This window comes from Soehngenia saccharolytica DSM 12858 (assembly GCF_059568515.1).
The window spans coordinates 13529-31941 of sequence record NZ_JCANTN010000017.1; the positions used below are offsets into that span (position 1 = coordinate 13529).

At 29.4% G+C, this 18413-nt stretch carries 18 protein-coding genes and 1 other RNA gene; 5 read left to right on the forward strand and 14 right to left on the reverse strand.

What is annotated here, in order from left to right; genetic code table 11:
* Nucleotide 1: 1 nt before the first annotated feature.
* A non-coding RNA gene (gene ssrS, locus BO51_RS05985) (6S RNA) lies at nt 2-181 on the reverse strand.
* Nucleotides 182-224: 43 nt separating this feature from the next.
* Nucleotides 225-1127, reverse strand: a complete 903-nt coding sequence (locus BO51_RS05990; protein ID WP_496484906.1) for an RluA family pseudouridine synthase — start codon at nt 1125-1127, stop codon at nt 225-227.
* Nucleotides 1128-1218: 91 nt separating this feature from the next.
* Between BO51_RS05990 and BO51_RS05995 the strand changes: the two genes are divergently transcribed.
* Nucleotides 1219-2022 (forward strand): NAD(+)/NADH kinase, encoded by an 804-nt coding sequence (locus tag BO51_RS05995; protein ID WP_496484908.1) that lies wholly within the window; start codon nt 1219-1221, stop codon nt 2020-2022.
* Between the two features lie 62 nt (nt 2023-2084).
* Here BO51_RS05995 and pepF read toward each other — a convergent pair whose 3' ends face one another.
* Genes pepF through BO51_RS06015 form a run of 4 tightly spaced genes read right to left on the reverse strand, consistent with a single transcriptional unit; the run spans nt 2085 to nt 6965 of the window.
* The gene (pepF, locus tag BO51_RS06000; protein ID WP_496484910.1) at nt 2085-3872 is read right to left on the reverse strand and encodes an oligoendopeptidase F; all 1788 of its coding nucleotides are present in this window, start codon (nt 3870-3872) and stop codon (nt 2085-2087) included.
* An 11-nt stretch (nt 3873-3883) separates the two neighbouring features.
* On the reverse strand, nt 3884-5290 hold the full coding sequence (locus tag BO51_RS06005) for a peptidoglycan D,D-transpeptidase FtsI family protein (RefSeq protein WP_496484912.1): 1407 nt from the start codon (nt 5288-5290) through the stop codon (nt 3884-3886).
* Complete coding sequence (locus tag BO51_RS06010; protein WP_496484914.1) at nt 5283-6524, reverse strand: FtsW/RodA/SpoVE family cell cycle protein; 1242 nt, start codon at nt 6522-6524, stop codon at nt 5283-5285. Before BO51_RS06010 ends, BO51_RS06005 begins: the two co-directional genes overlap by 8 nt.
* Nucleotides 6525-6533: 9 nt before the next feature.
* Entirely contained in the window at nt 6534-6965 is a 432-nt protein-coding gene (locus BO51_RS06015; RefSeq protein WP_496484916.1) for an FHA domain-containing protein, read from the reverse strand.
* A gap of 107 nt (nt 6966-7072) precedes the next feature.
* Between BO51_RS06015 and BO51_RS06020 the strand changes: the two genes are divergently transcribed.
* The 3 genes from BO51_RS06020 to BO51_RS06030 are packed head-to-tail and all read left to right on the forward strand — an operon-like array spanning nt 7073 to nt 8313.
* Complete coding sequence (locus BO51_RS06020) at nt 7073-7468, forward strand: PspC domain-containing protein (protein ID WP_496484918.1); 396 nt, start codon at nt 7073-7075, stop codon at nt 7466-7468.
* Nucleotide 7469: 1 nt separating this feature from the next.
* Nucleotides 7470-8069 (forward strand): regulatory protein RecX, encoded by a 600-nt coding sequence (locus BO51_RS06025; RefSeq protein WP_496484920.1) that lies wholly within the window; start codon nt 7470-7472, stop codon nt 8067-8069.
* A 1-nt stretch (nt 8070) separates the two neighbouring features.
* Nucleotides 8071-8313 (forward strand): GIY-YIG nuclease family protein, encoded by a 243-nt coding sequence (locus tag BO51_RS06030; RefSeq protein WP_496484922.1) that lies wholly within the window; start codon nt 8071-8073, stop codon nt 8311-8313.
* Nucleotides 8314-8345: 32 nt separating this feature from the next.
* Here the strand turns inward: BO51_RS06030 and BO51_RS06035 are convergent, their stop codons facing one another.
* From BO51_RS06035 to BO51_RS06060, 6 genes are all read right to left on the reverse strand, one after another.
* Nucleotides 8346-8723: a hypothetical protein gene (locus BO51_RS06035; protein ID WP_496484924.1), complete on the reverse strand. Its 378-nt coding sequence runs from the start codon at nt 8721-8723 to the stop codon at nt 8346-8348.
* A gap of 19 nt (nt 8724-8742) precedes the next feature.
* The gene (locus BO51_RS06040) at nt 8743-10257 is read right to left on the reverse strand and encodes a hypothetical protein (RefSeq protein ID WP_496484926.1); all 1515 of its coding nucleotides are present in this window, start codon (nt 10255-10257) and stop codon (nt 8743-8745) included.
* Complete coding sequence (locus BO51_RS06045) at nt 10254-11651, reverse strand: sensor histidine kinase (RefSeq protein ID WP_496484928.1); 1398 nt, start codon at nt 11649-11651, stop codon at nt 10254-10256. Before BO51_RS06045 ends, BO51_RS06040 begins: the two co-directional genes overlap by 4 nt.
* 7 nt (nt 11652-11658) lie before the next feature.
* A complete protein-coding gene (locus BO51_RS06050) occupies nt 11659-12348 on the reverse strand; it encodes a response regulator transcription factor (RefSeq protein ID WP_496484930.1) in 690 nt (229 codons plus the stop codon).
* 11 nt (nt 12349-12359) lie between these two features.
* A complete protein-coding gene (locus tag BO51_RS06055) occupies nt 12360-13238 on the reverse strand; it encodes a polysaccharide deacetylase family protein (RefSeq protein WP_496484931.1) in 879 nt (292 codons plus the stop codon).
* A 69-nt stretch (nt 13239-13307) separates the two neighbouring features.
* Nucleotides 13308-15029 (reverse strand): ABC transporter ATP-binding protein, encoded by a 1722-nt coding sequence (locus BO51_RS06060; protein WP_496484933.1) that lies wholly within the window; start codon nt 15027-15029, stop codon nt 13308-13310.
* Nucleotides 15030-15124: 95 nt separating this feature from the next.
* On the opposite strand from BO51_RS06060, the gene BO51_RS06065 reads away from it, so the two are divergent.
* Nucleotides 15125-16273 carry an MFS transporter gene (locus tag BO51_RS06065; protein ID WP_496484935.1) on the forward strand — a complete coding sequence of 383 codons (1149 nt, stop codon included), beginning with the start codon at nt 15125-15127 and terminating at the stop codon, nt 16271-16273.
* Between the two features lie 3 nt (nt 16274-16276).
* Here the strand turns inward: BO51_RS06065 and BO51_RS06070 are convergent, their stop codons facing one another.
* Together BO51_RS06070 and nagZ are read right to left on the reverse strand one after the other, a co-directional pair.
* Nucleotides 16277-17176, reverse strand: coding sequence for an ROK family protein (locus BO51_RS06070; RefSeq protein ID WP_496484937.1), 900 nt, complete (start codon nt 17174-17176; stop codon nt 16277-16279).
* Nucleotide 17177: 1 nt separating this feature from the next.
* Nucleotides 17178-18404 (reverse strand): beta-N-acetylhexosaminidase, encoded by a 1227-nt coding sequence (nagZ, locus tag BO51_RS06075; RefSeq protein ID WP_496484939.1) that lies wholly within the window; start codon nt 18402-18404, stop codon nt 17178-17180.
* Nucleotides 18405-18413 lie beyond the last annotated feature (9 nt).

The window sequence follows — 18413 nt, forward strand, 5'->3', positions numbered from 1 at the left end:
ATAAAAATCCGCAGTGCCGTCTTCTTTATTAATTCACACCCGCACTGCTGCAGGTGGGTACCCTGTTGATGTTTTCTAACTACCTAGCTTACTAGGCTTGTTATCAAACAGCAAACAATCGGGTTCCCATATAAAATATGTCGGTTGAATTATATAAGAATAACGCACACTGCAGATTTTTAATTTAAAATCTCATCTTTAGTTTTATTATAATACTTTTATTCCTAATTTTCAATAAAAACCGATTTATACTGCTTTAATAATAATTTCATGTCATCTGGAAGTTCAGTACCTATTTTAATTTTATTTTTTGTCCTGATTTGATAAAATATTAAGCTGCTAGCATGTAGAGCCTGTCTATTTATAAAAGCATTTTTCTGATGATACAACGTATCTCCAATTATTGGGTGACCTATAAAATCCAGATGAACTCTAATCTGATGAGTTCTACCTGTAAATGTCTTTACTTTTAATAGAGTGATATCATCTAATCTTTCTAACACTTTATAATAAGTTTTTGCATAATCACCATCTTCTCTTGTTTCTCGTCCGTAACTATCAAGCTTCTGAGCTATTGGCTGTTCAATTGTCCCTTCATCAGATCCGACTATTCCTTGTACTATTGCATAATAATATTTTTCTAATCTGCCATCTTCTAATTGCAAAGCCATTTGCTGATGTGCAAATTGATTTTTAGCGAATATGACTAATCCAGATGTATCGCGATCTAATCTATTGACAATGCGAATTTTTCTTTTTAGATTATTTTGTTTAAAGTAGAAGGCAATACCATTAGATAAAGTATTATCGGGATAATTTTTAGTTGGATGAACTAAAATAAACGGAGGCTTATTTACTACAATTAAATCCTCATCTTCGTAAACTATATCTAAATCCATTTTTTGTGGTTCTATATCAGATATCTCATCATCAAAGACAATAGTTACAACATCATTTTGTTTTACAATAAAATCCTTGGTTAATGGTTTACCATTGATATATATTCTCTTATTTTGATACAAATTTCTATAGAGTCTATTTGATATATAGTTTCTTAACAAAAAATCTTTTATTTCCATTTCGTTTTCTTTGTTTATAAATGTTATTTGATTACTATTTGAAAGCATCACTTACTCCTAACTAATATTTATAAATAATATTAAATATGTTACAATCATTATAGCAAGTTTATGTAAAAAAATAAAGGGCGGGATAGCTTTGAATGAAAGAATAGTAAACATACTCTCGAATAAAAATTATGAATCGATTAAGACTTCTGAACTGTTGATTGAAAAACTAAAATTCTATGGTTTTAAACCATCTATTGATTATAATGAAAATGCGGAATTAAATATTTGTATCGGTGGTGACGGCGCTTTCTTAAGATCTGTCCATAATCATAGATTCCCAAGTATCCCTTTTGTTGGTATAAATACTGGACACTTAGGCTTTTTTCAAGAAATAGTACCAGAAAAAATAGATACATTTATACAAAGGTACATCAACAATGATTACACTGTAGATAAGATATATCTTGTAAATGCTTCTATTTGTACGACTGAGAAGTGTTATTATCAAACAGCTATTAATGAGATTGTAATAAAAGGAATACGTTCTAAGATAATTCATCTTGATGTTTCGATTGACAATAATCATCTTGAAAAGTTTAGCGGTGATGGTTTAATTATCTCAACACCTGTAGGCAGCACTGCTTATAATTACTCAGTCGGTGGAAGTATTGTATATCCAAGTATAAAAGCACTCCAAATAACTCCTCTTGCACCAATTATCTCTAATGCTTACAGAAGTTTACCTAATAGTGCAATAATTCCAGGTGATTCTGTCATAGAAATAAAACCTGAGCGAAGATATATGAATTCTATACTTGTCATCAATGATGGATTTGAATATAAATATAATGACATCGTTACAGTTGATCTAACAATGTCAAAAAAAACCATATCAAAATTGAATTTCAGTAAAGATATGTATTGGGAAAACTTAAAGAGCAAATTTCTATAAAATAAAATGCTTCCTAAAACACTGAAAATGTTTAATGGAAGCATTTTATAAATATCACTCAATTATATCAATTTATCAAATGACTCTACTAAATCTTTAAATATGTTCAAAGCTTTTTCAATTGGTTCTACCAATGTCATGTCTACTCCAGCTTTTTTCAACACATTAATCGGATAATCCGAAGAACCACTTCTTAAAAATTCTAAATATTTTTCTAAACTTCCCTCTTCTTTATTTTTTATATTTGTGGCTAGCGTAACTGCTGCACAAAATCCAGTAGCATATTGATATACATAAAAATTATAATAAAAATGTGGTATTCTAGCCCATTCTACAGCAATTAAATCATCTATTACTATCTCACTACCGTAGTATAATTTATTTAGTTCTTTGTAGGTATTACTTAAATAATCTGCTGTAATTGCATTGTCATTCTCAACATATTCATATATTTTCTTTTCAAATTCAGCAAACATTGCCTGTCTAAACACAGTAGTTCTAAAACTTTCAATATAGTGGTTAATCAAATATGCTTTTTCTTCCTTTGTTGACGATTTATCTATTAGATTAAGCAATAACAATATTTCATTAACTGTAGAAGCTACTTCAGCTACAAAAATACTATAACTGCCATTAATGTATGGCTGGTGCTTTCTAGTGTAATAACTATGCATAGAATGACCCATTTCATGAGCAATCGTGAAAACATCGTCTAATCTCTCATGATAGTTAAGTAGAATATATGGTTTTGTATCATACGAACCTCCAGAATAAGCTCCTGACCTTTTACCCTTATTCTCGAAAACATCAATCCAACCTTCATTAAAAGCATTTTCTACAATGCTAATATATTCCTCTCCTAAAGGCATAAGCCCTTCTAACACCATCTTTTTCCCAGTCTCGTAATCTATATTGGGATATACATCTTTTACTATAGGAGTATATAGGTCATACATATGAATTTCATCTAACTGCATTGCGCTCTTTCTAATGCTAATATATTTATGTAATGTATCTAAGTTTTCATGAATGCAATTTAATAAATTATCATAAACTACAGTTTCTACATTGTTTTCTGAAAGACTTGCTTCAATAGCAGAATTGTATTTTCTAATTTTTGCTGTAATGGTATTCTTTTTTATATTACCATTTAATGTTGAAGCCAAAGTGTTTTTATATTGAAAAAATACTTTATAAAATTCATTAAAAACTATTTGTCGAAACTCTCTGTCGTCATTTTCTAATAATTGTATAAAATTTCCCTGTGTTATTTCAATCTCATTTCCATCTTTTTTTACACTTGGAAAACTTAAGTCAGCCCCATTAAATATAGAGTATATATTTTCTGGTGCCATTAAGACTTCGCTGTATTGAGCGATTATTGATTCTTCTTTATCAGATAAAACATGATTTTTATTTCTTATAATGTCTTCAAAGAAATGAGTGTATTTATTTAACCTAATATCTTGATTGAGTAATGATCTCAAGTAACTGTCGTTCTCTCTTAGTAATTCAGGTATAAAAAACGACAAGACATCAAGTGATTTTGAATAAATGGCTAGGGCTCTATCAAATAATGCTAAAGATTCATTTATCCTGGTATCTTGATCAAATAGCATACTTGCGAATGAGTATATTTTCTCAGATAACCTTAGGATATCATCTTTTAATTCCAAACCTTTTATTAGATTATTTGTGTCAATAGTTAATTTGCCTTTCAATTTGGATATTTCTTCCCATTTTCTTTCTAGTATACTTATATCGTTCTCTAATTCATGATTATCCTTATAGATATCATCTAGCCTCCACTTGTATGTGTCAGGTATTTCATTTCTTTCTTTAATATTCATAATAAAACCTCCTATTTTATATTATTTAGTCCAAACTTAATTAATTCTTTTGCTATTGGAGCTGCTTTAGATCCACCTGTTGACCCTTCTTCTTCTAATAGGACAACTATTGCTATTTTTGGATCTTCGGCAGGAGCAAATCCAACAAACCAAGCATGATTCTTCCCTGATGAATTTTCTGCAGTGCCAGTCTTTCCAGCCACTGCAATATTGCTGATTTTAGCTTGTGTACCTGTCCCATTTTCAACAACTTCAACCATCATATTTTTTATTTGGTTTATTTTATCGTGACTTCCTATGTTTGATAGAATCTCTGTGGTATTAGATTTCACTAAAATACCATCATGAGTCAATATCTTTGAAACTAGATATGGCTTAACCATATTCCCATCATTTGCAATACTTGATGCAACTAAAAGCATTTCTAGTGGGGTTGCTAAAATTTTGCCTTGCCCTATTCCAGAAGCAGCAAGTTCAGTATTGTCCATTTTATCTGACGGAAAAGATGATTTTTTAATATCCAAATCAAAATCAAAATTTTTATTAAAATAGAATTTTTCCGAAGTTTGCAATAAATTTGCTTGACCTAGCTTGACAGCCGTTTCAGCAAAAAACGTATTACAGGATACTCTAAATGCTTTGTTCAAATCCATATTTCCATGACTTTTGCTGTCATAATCTCTAATGGTATACCCATTTATTGTAATACTTCCACTACATACAAAATCTTCATTTGTGATATTGTTTTGAAGTGATGATAAAGTAGTAATTATTTTAAAAGTAGAACCAGGAGGATATAAGCCTTGTGTAGCTCTATTCAATAGTGGGCTATTGGTATCATCTATTATGCTAGCCCAATCATCCTTTAACGCATTTACATTAAAATCTGGCATACTTATCATAGAATATATTTCGCCTGTTTTTGGATTCATTGTAATAATACTACCTTTTTTTCCTAACAATAATTCCCTTGTTTTTAATTGCATATCATGATCTATTGTAAGTACAATATCATTGCCTATACCCTCAGCGTTAAATAGGTCCTTTATTGCATTAATATCGAAAATATTACCATCATCAATCAAATATGAATTATAGGTCTTTTCTAATCCAGATTTCCCGTATTCTCGTGAGCTATATCCTATTATGTGGCTGTATAAATGATCATATTTATATATCCGTTCTATATTGCCCGTTTCATCCTTTTCCGAATAGACTAAAGTCTTATTGTTCCTATCATAAAAACTTCCCCTTAATACTTTTTCTTCGTTAGCCCATAATCTTTTATTGTATGGATTTTGCTTAATTTTTTCAGCTTGAAATATCTGAAAATAGCTTAAATATAAAACCAATGTTATATTCAATAATACCATTATAGATAAAACTCTTAATATCTTTTTTCTTTCAATTTCATTCATCACTAGGACCTCCATGATTATACTTTTCAGAAGTTCCTTGCAATATCCCTAATGCAATAAAGCTAGTCAATATTGAGGTGCCTCCATATGAGATAAAAGGAAGGGTTAGTCCTGTAAGTGGTATTAATTTGATTACACCACCTATGATTATAAATGTTTGGATTCCAAATAATAGGCTAATCCCGATTGATATGATTCTGTAAAAAACATCGTTTTGTTTTAAAGCTATCTTAAACCCTCTATAAACAAATATTAGATACAACATAATTATTGCAATTCCGGTAAATATCCCCATTTCTTCAATTATAGCTGAAAATATGAAGTCATTATATGCTAAGGGAATAAAATTAGGTTGTCCTCTTCCAATGCCAGTACCAAAAAACCCACCCTCAGAAATTGCAAACAAAGACTGAGTTATCTGATATCCAATTGTATCTATATATTTCCAGGGATCTAGCCATGTTAAAAATCTTATCTTCACATGATCGAATAGAAAATACCCCATTGTTCCTCCAAATGCAAATAGCATCAAATTCAATAGAGTGTATTTAGAATTCTCAGTATAGATATATTGAATTCCAATAAATATAGCAAAAAAAACTAGTGACGCTCCTAGATTTCGTTGCACAAATAAAATTGCTATAAATGAATAAACAATGGCCATTGTTATAATCTCTTTGTATTTACTTATTCTAGGACTCGACAAATAAGTTCTGTCCGAATAAATACAAGCTAATATGAAAACAAGTATAATTTTTATGAGTTCTGAAGGTTGAAAAGATATGCCTCCAATGCTAAGCCATCTAATAGAGCCATGTGTTCTAAATCCATATACAAGTGTTGCAAAAAAAAGTATATAGCTTGATATTAAATATAAATTAAAGTGTTTACTCCAATTATCATATAATTTAAAAATTAGATAAGTAATAAAAAAGCTAATAATTCCGACATATAACCATATTAATTGTTTTAAACCCAAGTTCTGATCAATTCGATAAATCATTATAACACCTATAGACATTAACATACATATAATCAAAAATATGTAGTGATCACCTTTTGAGAGTTTAAAAAGCAATATATTAGAAACATAGACTAACACTATTAAGCCTAAAGAGAGATATATAGTGTTTTTATCAAAATTTGGCCAATTATATAAAAAAATTAATGATAGTGAGATTAGTTCAAAAATAAATAATAAATTTCTTGTTACTTTAAAATTCATTTTTTTCATCTTTTTCTCCTACTCTTGATTTATAAACATAAACTCAATGTTACCTACCTTGATAATATCTCCATATGTCAGTTTCTTTACATCGATTATTCTCTCGCCATTTACATAAGTCCCATTTGAGCTGTTTAAATCTTCAATAAAATATTCATTTTCATCTTTTACTATTCTGAAATGGTGTTTTGAAATGTATGGATCTTTTAAAACTATATCGTTATCATTGTTCCTACCCAATGAAATTTCTTCCTCAATCGAATAGCTGTCATTTAATTTATATGGTAAATCATCCAATCTGTTTAATAATTTCAAGTAAGCACCTTTGAAATTTTCGTGTTTTGACAACGAATTTATGTCGAGATAAATCATCCTGATAATCAAAAAAATAAACATATAAATAATAAATACAAAAATATACTTAGCTAGTATGGATATTATATTAAACATTTTCATCACCATCTTTAATGTTACCACAGTTTATAAATAAATGGAATTCTTTAACTTTATATTTATTTGTTCACTTTTTTCTGATATCATATACACGAGGTGATAAAATGAGAAAATTGACTCGTTCTAAGAAAGATAGAGTTTTTTTTGGGGTGTGCGGTGGATTAGCCGAATACTTTAACATCAATTCAACGATTGTTAGATTGGCATTCATAGTATTATCTTTAATATCCTTTGGGGCTATGGTGATAGCCTATATCATTTGTGCTATTATCATTCCAGAAAGTAATGAATTTGTTGAAGCTAATACGGGCACAAATTATGAATATAATAATTCTATGAAATACTTAGGCATCGCTCTAGTAATTATTGGATTATTGTTGCTTGCTAAGATATTATCGTATGAGTTTGGATATGTATTTTTAAATGTTAAAAAACTATGGCCAATACTATTAGTACTAATAGGTATGTATTTAGTTATTAAAAAGGACTCTGCTGATTAAAATGAAAGTAATTAAAGATTTAAAACAAGAAGACAATAAGAAATACATAATCTTTGATAATGAAGAACAAATAGTGATAAAAAATGATGAATGCATTGAGAATAAATGTAATACAAGTACAGTAGAAAATAATGTTATTTATAAAAAAGCATATGAAATAGCACTACGATATTTATCCTATAGAGACAGAACCGTTTTAGAAGTTAAAAATTATCTTATAAAGAAAAATTATGATAATTCAGTTGTAGAAGTAGTCATTCAAAAACTAATAGATAATGAATTTCTAGATGATTATGAGTATGCAAAAAAATACATTTCATATAAATCTTCTAACAATAACTGGGGTGAATATAAAATATCTTATGAGTTAAGGAAAAAAGGGATTGCTGAATCAATAATTCAGGATATACTTAATAGCTATTCAGACTATGATTATGAAAAACTGTGCAATTTAGTAAAATCAAAATTCATTAATGAATATGCTGTTGATAGATATAAAGCAACTGCCAAGGCTATTGCTTTTTTACAAAGAAAAGGCCATAATTATGAGGTGTCAAAGAAAATTGTAGATTTCGCTTTTTCTAATGAGGAGAATCAATAAAATGTATTATGTATATATTGGCTTATGCTCTGATGGTTCCTTATACACTGGATTTACTAACAACCTTGAAGAGAGGTTCAAAACCCACAACTCAGGTAAAGGTGCAAAGTACACGAGAAGTAGACTGCCAATTAAACTTGTATATTACGAATCATTCGATAATAAATCTATAGCTCTAAAAAGAGAGATTGAAATAAAATCATTGTCACATAAAGAAAAGATGCATCTAATAAATAAGTCATAAGTTGATCAACCTATGACTTATTTATTAGGCACTTATTCGGTAGCTTTCTCTTTTTTCTTAGAGTTCTTGATTCTCTTATTGCTTTTCTTTATAACTGACAACAATTTAGCAAATACTATGCCACATAAGCCTGCAGTTAAAAGTACAATTGTCATTTCCAATTTTGCTAAATTAAATGGGCTCATCAAGTCCCCTATATTTAATATCAGAATTATTAGACCTGCAATTAAAGAAATTATACCTGGCAAATAATTTAAAGTTTTATTTTTCTTGTAAATATAGTTGATAGTTAAAATTAATACTATAATAATCAAAAGAACAATAAATAAGACATTTGCATCTCCTAAATAATCTTTAAGTCCAGAAAAGGCATCTGATATTTTTAATAAAAATGATTTGACTTTTGCCATAAATCTATCCTTTCTATTACTATTTTTGTACTTCCACTTCACTTGCTCCTTGTTCTATTAATATTTTTTGCCATATGTTAGGATACCTTCCAGTTGCCCACTCAGACATTATTATAGTAAACTCTTTTTCCAAAGGAATGCTTGCTATTGGGATCCTATTGATATCATCTTCATCTATCAAATATATAACAAGTTTATCTTGAGTTACTGTTACAATAAAGTCATTATTTGGAGATGAAAAAACATCTACTACGTTTGGTACATTTAGCTTTATTATCTCATATGGGATTGCAAGATTATCATAGCTTACCATATCTTTAGGCGGCAGAGCTTTAATGCTGAAATCGCTGTAAAATTCTTCTCCGTTCTCTTTGTAATTCACTCTGCCTTTAAGTGTCCAGTAGCCGTTTCTCCTAACAAGACCGAAATTTTCTTCATTGAGTGCCACATCTTTTTCTAAATTAGTTACATTTCTAGCGCCATCATTGAACAAAACAGTGCCATTCTCACCAATCAAATCAGAAAGCTTTATTGGTTTTTCTTCCGAAAGATTATCGATAGCATAAACTTGTAGAGTTTTTCTATCATCCCTTTCTATATCAATGTTTTCAACCGAAACATAATCATTCCCGATAAACAATATATTCTTTAGAATCGAAGGTATTTTTTTCACTTTATTGGTTGCAGTCAGATAATTTTCATTAGCACTAATACTAGTGTAGGCTGTTTCACTATTACCATAATCCTTTGTAACGATTGGACTTGCCTCTATTTTATCATATATGCTTTCATTAGCATATACTCTATTTTGTTCTATTGCCCAAAAACCATTCTTCCTGGGCACTAATATTTTATCAACTCTATATACTCCCGATAATTGTTTGTTTTGCATATTTATCCAAATAGTTTCGTAGTCCCAATCTAAAATTTTTTTATCTTCATCTAATTTTTGAGTTTTTATCCCTAATAAAATTCCTGAACTATATTCATCTGGTTTCGAGCTTTCTAGTGGCATATTAATTGCCTTTTCAATTTCGATATACCTTTCAATTTCATCAAGTGAAACTTCATTATCTATTAGGTCCAATTTATAAAATGCATCATCAAAATAGTATAACATTTTATCATCGCTGAGTTTAATAAACTCAGCAAAGTAATTCTCATCTTTGACTATAGTTATTATTTTTACCTCTTGATCAGTAAGTCCTAAATTCTCATTTGTTAATTTAAATCTATAAAGTAAGTATTCTCTTAAATCAACTGTTTTAATATTATATTTTGGTTTATCAGCATAATCACTAACTAGTAAAATAGCATCCTTATGAAAAAAACATTCCTTACCAATATATTCATCATCATAGTCTATTGTAGTGTCATACCTAAACAATACTTCTGTAATTTCCCATTTTCCAATGATTGGAGGTTTTTCGTTGTTAGGAGACTCAATAATTTCAACATTATCGATTTTAAGAGCACTACATCCAACAAGTAGAAACAATGAAAACATTAACAACAATATTTTTATATTTTTCATTGTATTTCCTCCTCTTTCAAAAAACCAACAATTACTGTTGTGCCTTTCATTTCCTCAGAATAAATTTCAAAAATACCATTATGGAGCTTCATTATTTCATCACAAATTGACAAACCAATACCGCTGTGTGAGTTAGTATTGTTTCCTTTGTAAAATCTTTCCTTGATGTGAGGTAAATCTTCTTTTGATATTCCAGGCCCATTATCAGCAATTTTAATGTATACATATTTAGCATCTTCATATAGTATAAAATCAACGACGCCTTTACCAGTAAACTTAAAAGCGTTATCTAAAATATTGATTAGCACTTGTTTAATTCTATTTATGTCACCAACAATATATATCTTCTCTTCTGGAATTGATATGTTGAATTCAATATTATTGTTAATAGCTCTAGGCATCAATTGATTTGCAACTAGTTTTGCCAATTGATTTATATCAATTACTTCTTTAACTAAATAAATTCTACCTGATGTAAATCGTGAAAAGTCTAGCAATTCATCAACCATATTTGTCAACCTATCGCTTTCAGTTTCAATTATTTCTAGACCATCTTGTAAAAGTTTTCTATCTAAGTTATCATAAGATTTTAAAGTAATTGCCCATCCTTTTATTGATGTAAGAGGAGTTTTTAATTCATGCGTTACTGATGATATAAAATCATCTTTAATTCTTTCTCTTCTAGTAACCTCCTCAGCCATGTAATTTAATGTTAATGACAGTTTGTCTATTTCAGAATCTTTGTATTCTTTGCTTCTTACTTTGAATTGTGCATCTGCCATTTTCTCAGCTACTTGAGTCAATTCCTTAATTGGTTTTACAATTGACTTTGCCAATAAATAACTGATAAGTCCTGATATTACAACAACCGCAAAGCCCAACCATATTAATAGTTTTGAAATTTGAATAACCATGTCATTAGCTATCTTTAGACTTGTAGTAAATCTCATTATACCAACTGGTTTGTTTTGCTTTAGCAATGGCATAGAGACTGACATTACAGGATCTTTCGTATATGTAACTTCACCTATTTTAGTTGCTTTTCCTACTGACAATGCCTTTTTAACTTCTTCAGAATCAATATTTTTTTCGTGATCCACTCCTAATGAATCCATCAAAACTTTACCGTTAGTATCTAATATTTGAACTTGTGCTTTTGTATGCAGCCAAAATACATCTACATCATCTATAATGATATCCGAAAGGTCAGAAGAAGAAAAATAACGTTCGAAAAAAGTAGTTGATAACTCTAATTGGTTAGTTAAAATTGTCTCTACATTGTTATAAAAATATTCCTTGACTCCTTTAATCAAACTTATTTCAATTATTAACACTGTTAGTATGATTATTATCATGAAATTTTTAATTAATCTACTTTTTATGCTTTTTTTCATAATTAGACTAGTCCTCTTCTCTCCACCTATACCCTACTCCCCAAATAGTTTCGATATACTTTGGTTTGCTTGGATCTTCTTCTATTTTTGATCTTAATCGTCTTATATTCACATCAACAACTTTTCCATCCCCAGAAAAATCTACTCCCCAAATTATGTCTAATATTTTGTCTCTGTCAAACGCTTTACCAGGGTTCGACATAAATAGATCAATTATTGCAAATTCAGTTCTTGTTAACTCTATTTTTTCATTGTTCTTATAGAATTCTCTAGAAGCCATATCAAGTCTAAATGGTCCAAGCTCTAAAATGTTCTGATTATCTTTATCGAAATCAAGTCTTCTTATTAATGACTTAATCCTCAAGATTAATTCCACAGGATTAAAAGGTTTAGTCATGTAGTCATCAGAACCATACTCTAATCCCATGATTTTATCAGTATCCTGACTTTTAGCTGTCAACATAATAATCCCCATCTTAGGATACTTATTTCTCAATTCTTTTAGTACATCGAAGCCGTCAATTCCGGGCAACATCACATCCAATACTGCAATGTCAACGTGTTCTTCTTGTGCTTTTATCAAAGCTTCTTCTCCCGATGAAGCTTCATGTACAATATATCCTTCCCTATCCAAATTTATTTTTATAAATTTTCTTATTGGCTCTTCATCTTCAACTATCATGATATTTATTCTCATAATGTCCCCCATTATTTTTCATCTAAAGCTTTTAAAGTATATCCTTCGTTTATCAAAGTTTCAATTATATAAGGAAGAACTTCCACAGTTGTTTCCTTTGCATTTGTATCATGCATCAAAATGATTATATTTTTTTTATTTTTGTGTGTTTCTTTAAACCTCTTAATTAGGTATTCTCTTGATGGATTTGATTTTTCAGCATCACCATTTAATGCATTCCAATCGACAACATCATAACCTCTTGATAATGCTTCATTTTTGATTTCTAACTTTCTATTTCCTGAAGATCCACCAGGGAAACGTAAAAGCTTTGTATAAAAGTCATCTCCTAATATACTCTTTAGTACAGATTCACATTTTTCAATATCAGAAAAAAATTTTTCTGTACCACTATAAATATATTTGTAATTATGTGAGTAGCCATGGTTCCCGATACTATGGCCGCTTTCATGAATAAATTTAAGAGTTTCAGGATTTTTTTCAGCCATGCTGCCTAACACAAAAAAAGTAGCCTTTACGTTATATTTATCTAGTATCTCTAGTATTTCTTTAGTGCTTTTATCTGAAGGTCCATCATCAAAAGTCAAATAGGCGTTTTTTGTAGATTTTATATTTTTAGCTTTTAATTTTTTATTTTCTTCCTCAATTTTCAAATAATAATCCCTAATTATAATTTCTTGTTTATTCTCTGCAATATTGTATTCCTTTATATGCTTTTCATTTTTTATCTCTTCCTCAATGAAATTATCATAGTAGTAATTAGACAATAGCGAATATACATCGATTGATTGTGCTAAAGCTTTACTTTCATTATCCTTAATTTTACCACTAAATAATATTATTAATAATATAATTAAAATTATAAATATAAGCCTAAATATTCGCTTCATATAAATCCCTCCGTTATGTGTATTATACACGTAGCAGGGTTAGATGTTGTTACAAAAGTATTACAACATCTATGCTTTTGAAAATTGGTAAGTATAAAGATTAAAATATACACCTTTTAAAGCTAATAATTCTTCATGAGTGCCAATTTCTTTAATACCATCATCTGTCAATACGATTATTGTATCAGCATTTTTTATCGTAGAGAGTCTATGTGCAATAATCAAAGTAGTCCTACCTTTTGATAATTCTTTAAAAGATTCCTGAATTAGCATTTCTGTTTCAGTATCAAGTGATGATGTAGCTTCATCTAAAATCAATATTGGTGGATTTTTTAAAAACAACCTTGCAATGGAAATTCTCTGTTTTTGTCCACCTGATAATTTAATTCCTTTTTCTCCAATATAAGTTTCGTAATTAAAAGGCAGGCTCTCAATGAATTCATGAATTTTAGCTTTTTTCGCAGCTTCTATAATATCTGCTTCTGTTGAATTGGGATTTCCATATTGAATATTTTCTCTAATAGTGCCAGTAAATAAGAATACGTCCTGTTGGACAATACCTATATTCTGCCTTAAAGATTTTAATGTATAATCTCTAATATCCACTCCATCGATCATGATTTTTCCCTCTGTCACTTCATAAAATCTTGGAATTAAATGGCAAAGAGTAGTTTTTCCAACACCAGATGGGCCAACTATTGCAACAGTCTTCCCTCTAGTTACATAAAAATTGATATTATCTAGAACTTTTTTACTACCATTATTATAACTAAATGAAACATCTTTAAAAAAGATATCGCCTTTAATATCTTTAGCTTCAATTGCATTGGGATTATCAATTATATTTGGGCTTATATTCATTACTTCCATAAATCTCTCAAAACCAGTCATTCCATCTTGATACTGTTGTGTAAACTCAGTTAATCTCCTTATCGGTTGCATGAAAAAATTGACATATAATGTATAAGCAAATAAGTCTCCCAAGTCTATTATATTCAGATATACAAAATATCCTCCGATAGAAATAACTAATAAATTCAATATGCTTGACATTAAGTTTATCCCAGAAGTAAATTCTGCCATTACCTTGTATGAATTCTTTCTTGCATCTGAAAACGCTTCATTGCCTTCGTTGAATTTTTCTATTTCATATTCTTCATTTGTAAAAGCTTTTGCAACTCTTATGCCAGAGATACTGTTTTCTAATTGAGCATTCACGTCCGCTATTTTCTTCCTTACTTCTCTAAATGATGACTCCATCTTATTCCTTTTTTTAATAGAATATAAAAGCATCAATGGAATAAAACTAAATATTATTAGTGTTAAACGCCATTCTATTTGTAATAGTATAATAAATGATCCAACTAACATTACCAAAGATATAAATAAATCCTCTGGTCCATGATGAGCCAATTCAGTTATATCTCTTAAGTCATTGACAATTCTAGACATTATGTGCCCAGTCTTATTATTATCGTAATAACTAAAAGGCAAAGTCTGTAAATGAACAAATATATCTTTTCTCATGTCACGTTCAATTCTAACACCTAAAATATGACCATAATACGCTATGATGTATTGACTGATATATCGTAGAAAAATGATTAAAAGCATTATAATTGTCGAATTTAACAGTATTCTCATATTTCCTTCTGGGATTACTTCATTAATCAGCCTTCGAGTAAATATTGGGAAAACCAAGTCAAATACAGATAATAATAATGCAAAAAACATATCAATTGCAAATAGTTTCTTGTGCGGTTTATAATAAGAAATAAATCTCTTCAGCATATTTACCTCCAAAGTTTGTAATATGTATTTATTTAGATACACTAATATTATATAATATAAATAAATTAATTAATACTAGAATATCGAGGTGTAAAATGTTTATAGCTTTAGTATTTGTATGTGTATTCATTATTCAGTTCATCATAGCTCTGGAAATGAATTTTATCGGTCCGTTAGCTCCATTTCTTTCAAGCTTTTTTGGCATAAAGGGTTCAAATGTTATACTATTAAACTTAGGGTATTCATTATCTGGTATGTTTGTTCCTATTATCGGATATTTATCTGATAAATATGGTAAAAAGAGATTTATTTTGTCTGGTTTAATGTTTTTCATATTAGGAAGTGTCATATGCGGTTTTTCAAGCAATGCTATATTATTTAGCATTGGAAGAGTATTGATAGGAATATCTTATTTTACTCTTATGAGTACAATGCTCTCTTATTTATCTGATTTTATTAATTATGAAAATAGAGGCAAAGCAAATGGAATAATGAGGTTTTCTTTTGCATTGGCAATACTAACAAGTCCAGTTTATGCAAGCTTTATAGTAAATAAATATAATAATTTAAAATTTGTGTACTATCCTTTAGCATTAATTGCAATCATTCCATTTATTACACTTATTTTTTTGCCTGATTCAAGAAAAATGAGTACTCCAAATGTGCAATTAAGGAATATATTTGATATTGCTAAAAAGCCAAAGAATTTGCAAATACTTACATCGCTTTTTCTTATCATAACTGCACCAACACTCATTTATAATTATCTAGGACTTCATCTTTCTACAAATTTCAGCTTTAATCAGTCTAAAATAGGTTCTTTTTATTCGTTAATTGCTATTGGAACAATCCTTGGAGTAATATCCTCTGCAATTTTCTCGGACAAAGTTGGAAACTTAAATTATTCTAAATTATTCTTTTGTCTTGTGATTATATCTTTATTGCCAATAGGCTTTACTAATAATTTATTGATTCTAGCAATAGCTTCATTTGTCTTTGCATTAGGTCTTGACGGAGGATTTAGCGCATTTCAAACTTATATAACAGAAGTTGAAAAAGAAATGCGTGGAACATTTTTAAGTTTAATGTACACAGTTAATGCTTTGACAATTACATTTTATTCGCTTACAGCATCAAAGATATATGAATTTGGAGGAATGAAGATAGTTAGTATAATATCGTTTGTTTTCATAGTTGTTAGCCTGTATTTGATACATAATCTAGATAATATTAAACAAGATTAATAGTTAACTATTAATCTTGTTTAATATTGCTTTTGCCGCACCAACAATTCCTGAATCATTTAAATATTTAGCAGGTAATATTTGAATTCCAGGGTCATCGTTTACTAGACTATGATAATGGTTAATCATATTGCTCCACCAAATGTCTTTAGATAGTATAACTCCTCCACCTATTACAACAGCTTCTGGATCCAAAATGTTTTTTAGGCTCACTAGGAAATATCCTAAATCCATTGCAAATTTGTCTATTACTTCTTTTGCATTTACATCATCATAGTATTTAGAAAATATTTCCTCGCCAGATAGATTTTTACCAGTTTTTTTATGGTAAAAAAATTCTACTGCAGTTCCCGATATATATCTTTCCACACAACCCTTTTGGCCACAACTGCATTCTACACCGTTTGGGTACAGAATAGCATGGCCCAATTCAGACCCTTGAAAATGAGATCCTCTTATCAAATCTCTATTAACTACTATTCCTCCACCAAGTCCTGTACCTAATGTTATCATTACAAAACTATTATAATCTTTAGCAGAACCTAACCATCCTTCGCAAATAGCTGCTGCATTGGCATCATTCTCTACTTGAATTGGATAGTTAAAGCGCTTTCCTAATTCTTGCTTTATTTTTGTGCCAGACCATCCAATTACATTACCTGAGATTGTAAGCACTTCACCTTTGTCTGAATCTATGAACCCTGGTGAGCCTATACCAACGCCATCAATATTGTATTCTGTGTTAAGCTCCTTTATCAGTGTTTCTATTTTATCCAATATTTCTAAGCGATTACCTGTCTTGCTGGTTGGAGCACTTGCTTTTTTGAGGATATTTCCTTTTTCGTCTACCACACCTGCATTGATTTTAGTTCCTCCTAAATCTACACCCACAACATATTTCATTCTACTCAACCTCCAAATTCAGATTATTTATTTCTGTATTGATTTTTTCGATATGATTATCAACCATGCTATAATCTATCTTATCATTATTGATCTCATAATCATTCTTCAATGTTAAAATTCGATATAATTTCTCATTGATCTCTGTTTCTGAAATAGTTCCTTTTTCTAATGCTAATTTTATATAATCGATAATATCAGGAATTTTGCTATTGTCATGACATACTAATGCAATATCTCCTCCTGCTAAATAAAATTTCAATATAGCATCTCTTATATCGTAATTATCGACAATTGCACCCATTGTCATATCATCAGATAAAACAACCCCATTAAATTTTAATTTCTTTCTTAAAAGATCATTTATAATCTCATTTGACAATGAGCTAGGTTCGCTACTTATTTGCGGTAAGAATAAGTGCCCAACCATAATAGCTCTAAGCCCATTGTTTATGTTATAAATAAAAGGCTTTAATTCTAATTTTTCCAAGTCATTCAAGTCTTTATTAATTACTGGCAAATCATAATGAGAATCCGTTTCAGTATCTCCATGACCTGGAAAATGTTTACCTACTGCTACTATATTTTGATTGGATATACCTTTTGCTAGCTCATTTCCCAATCTAGCAACAACATCAGGATCATTGCCAAAAGATCTATCTCCTATTACTTGATTTGATGGGTTAGAATTGATATCTAAAACTGGTGCAAAATTCATATTCAATCCAAACGTTTGTAATTTTTCACCTAACAAAGTTCCTACTTTAAAAGCTAATTCAGCATTGTTTTTGTTCCCGATTTCATTCATAGGAGGAATTGCTTTGAAAAATTTGTCCAATCTTTCTACTCTTCCACCCTCCTCATCAATACACAAGAAGCAATGCACATTTTTCTTGTTCTCAGTTTTTATATTGTTTATCAAACCTATAAATTGTTCTTTTGTCTCTATATTCCTATCGAAAAATATAAACCCAGAAAAGTTATATTTATCTATTAGGTCTATTTCGTCTTGGCTTAATTCATATCCTTCTATTCCAATAATTAGTAACTGACTGATTTTTTCATCAATACTCATATTTGAGATTTGAATTTTAATTTTATCTGTTTCTACTTCTATATTTTCAGTATTATTAAGATCTTGTGATGAATTTTTGTTGCTCTCTTTTGAACAAGCAGTTAACAAGAGAATTGCCATCAATAATATTAGTAATTTATTTTTTCTATTCAATGCTAGTCA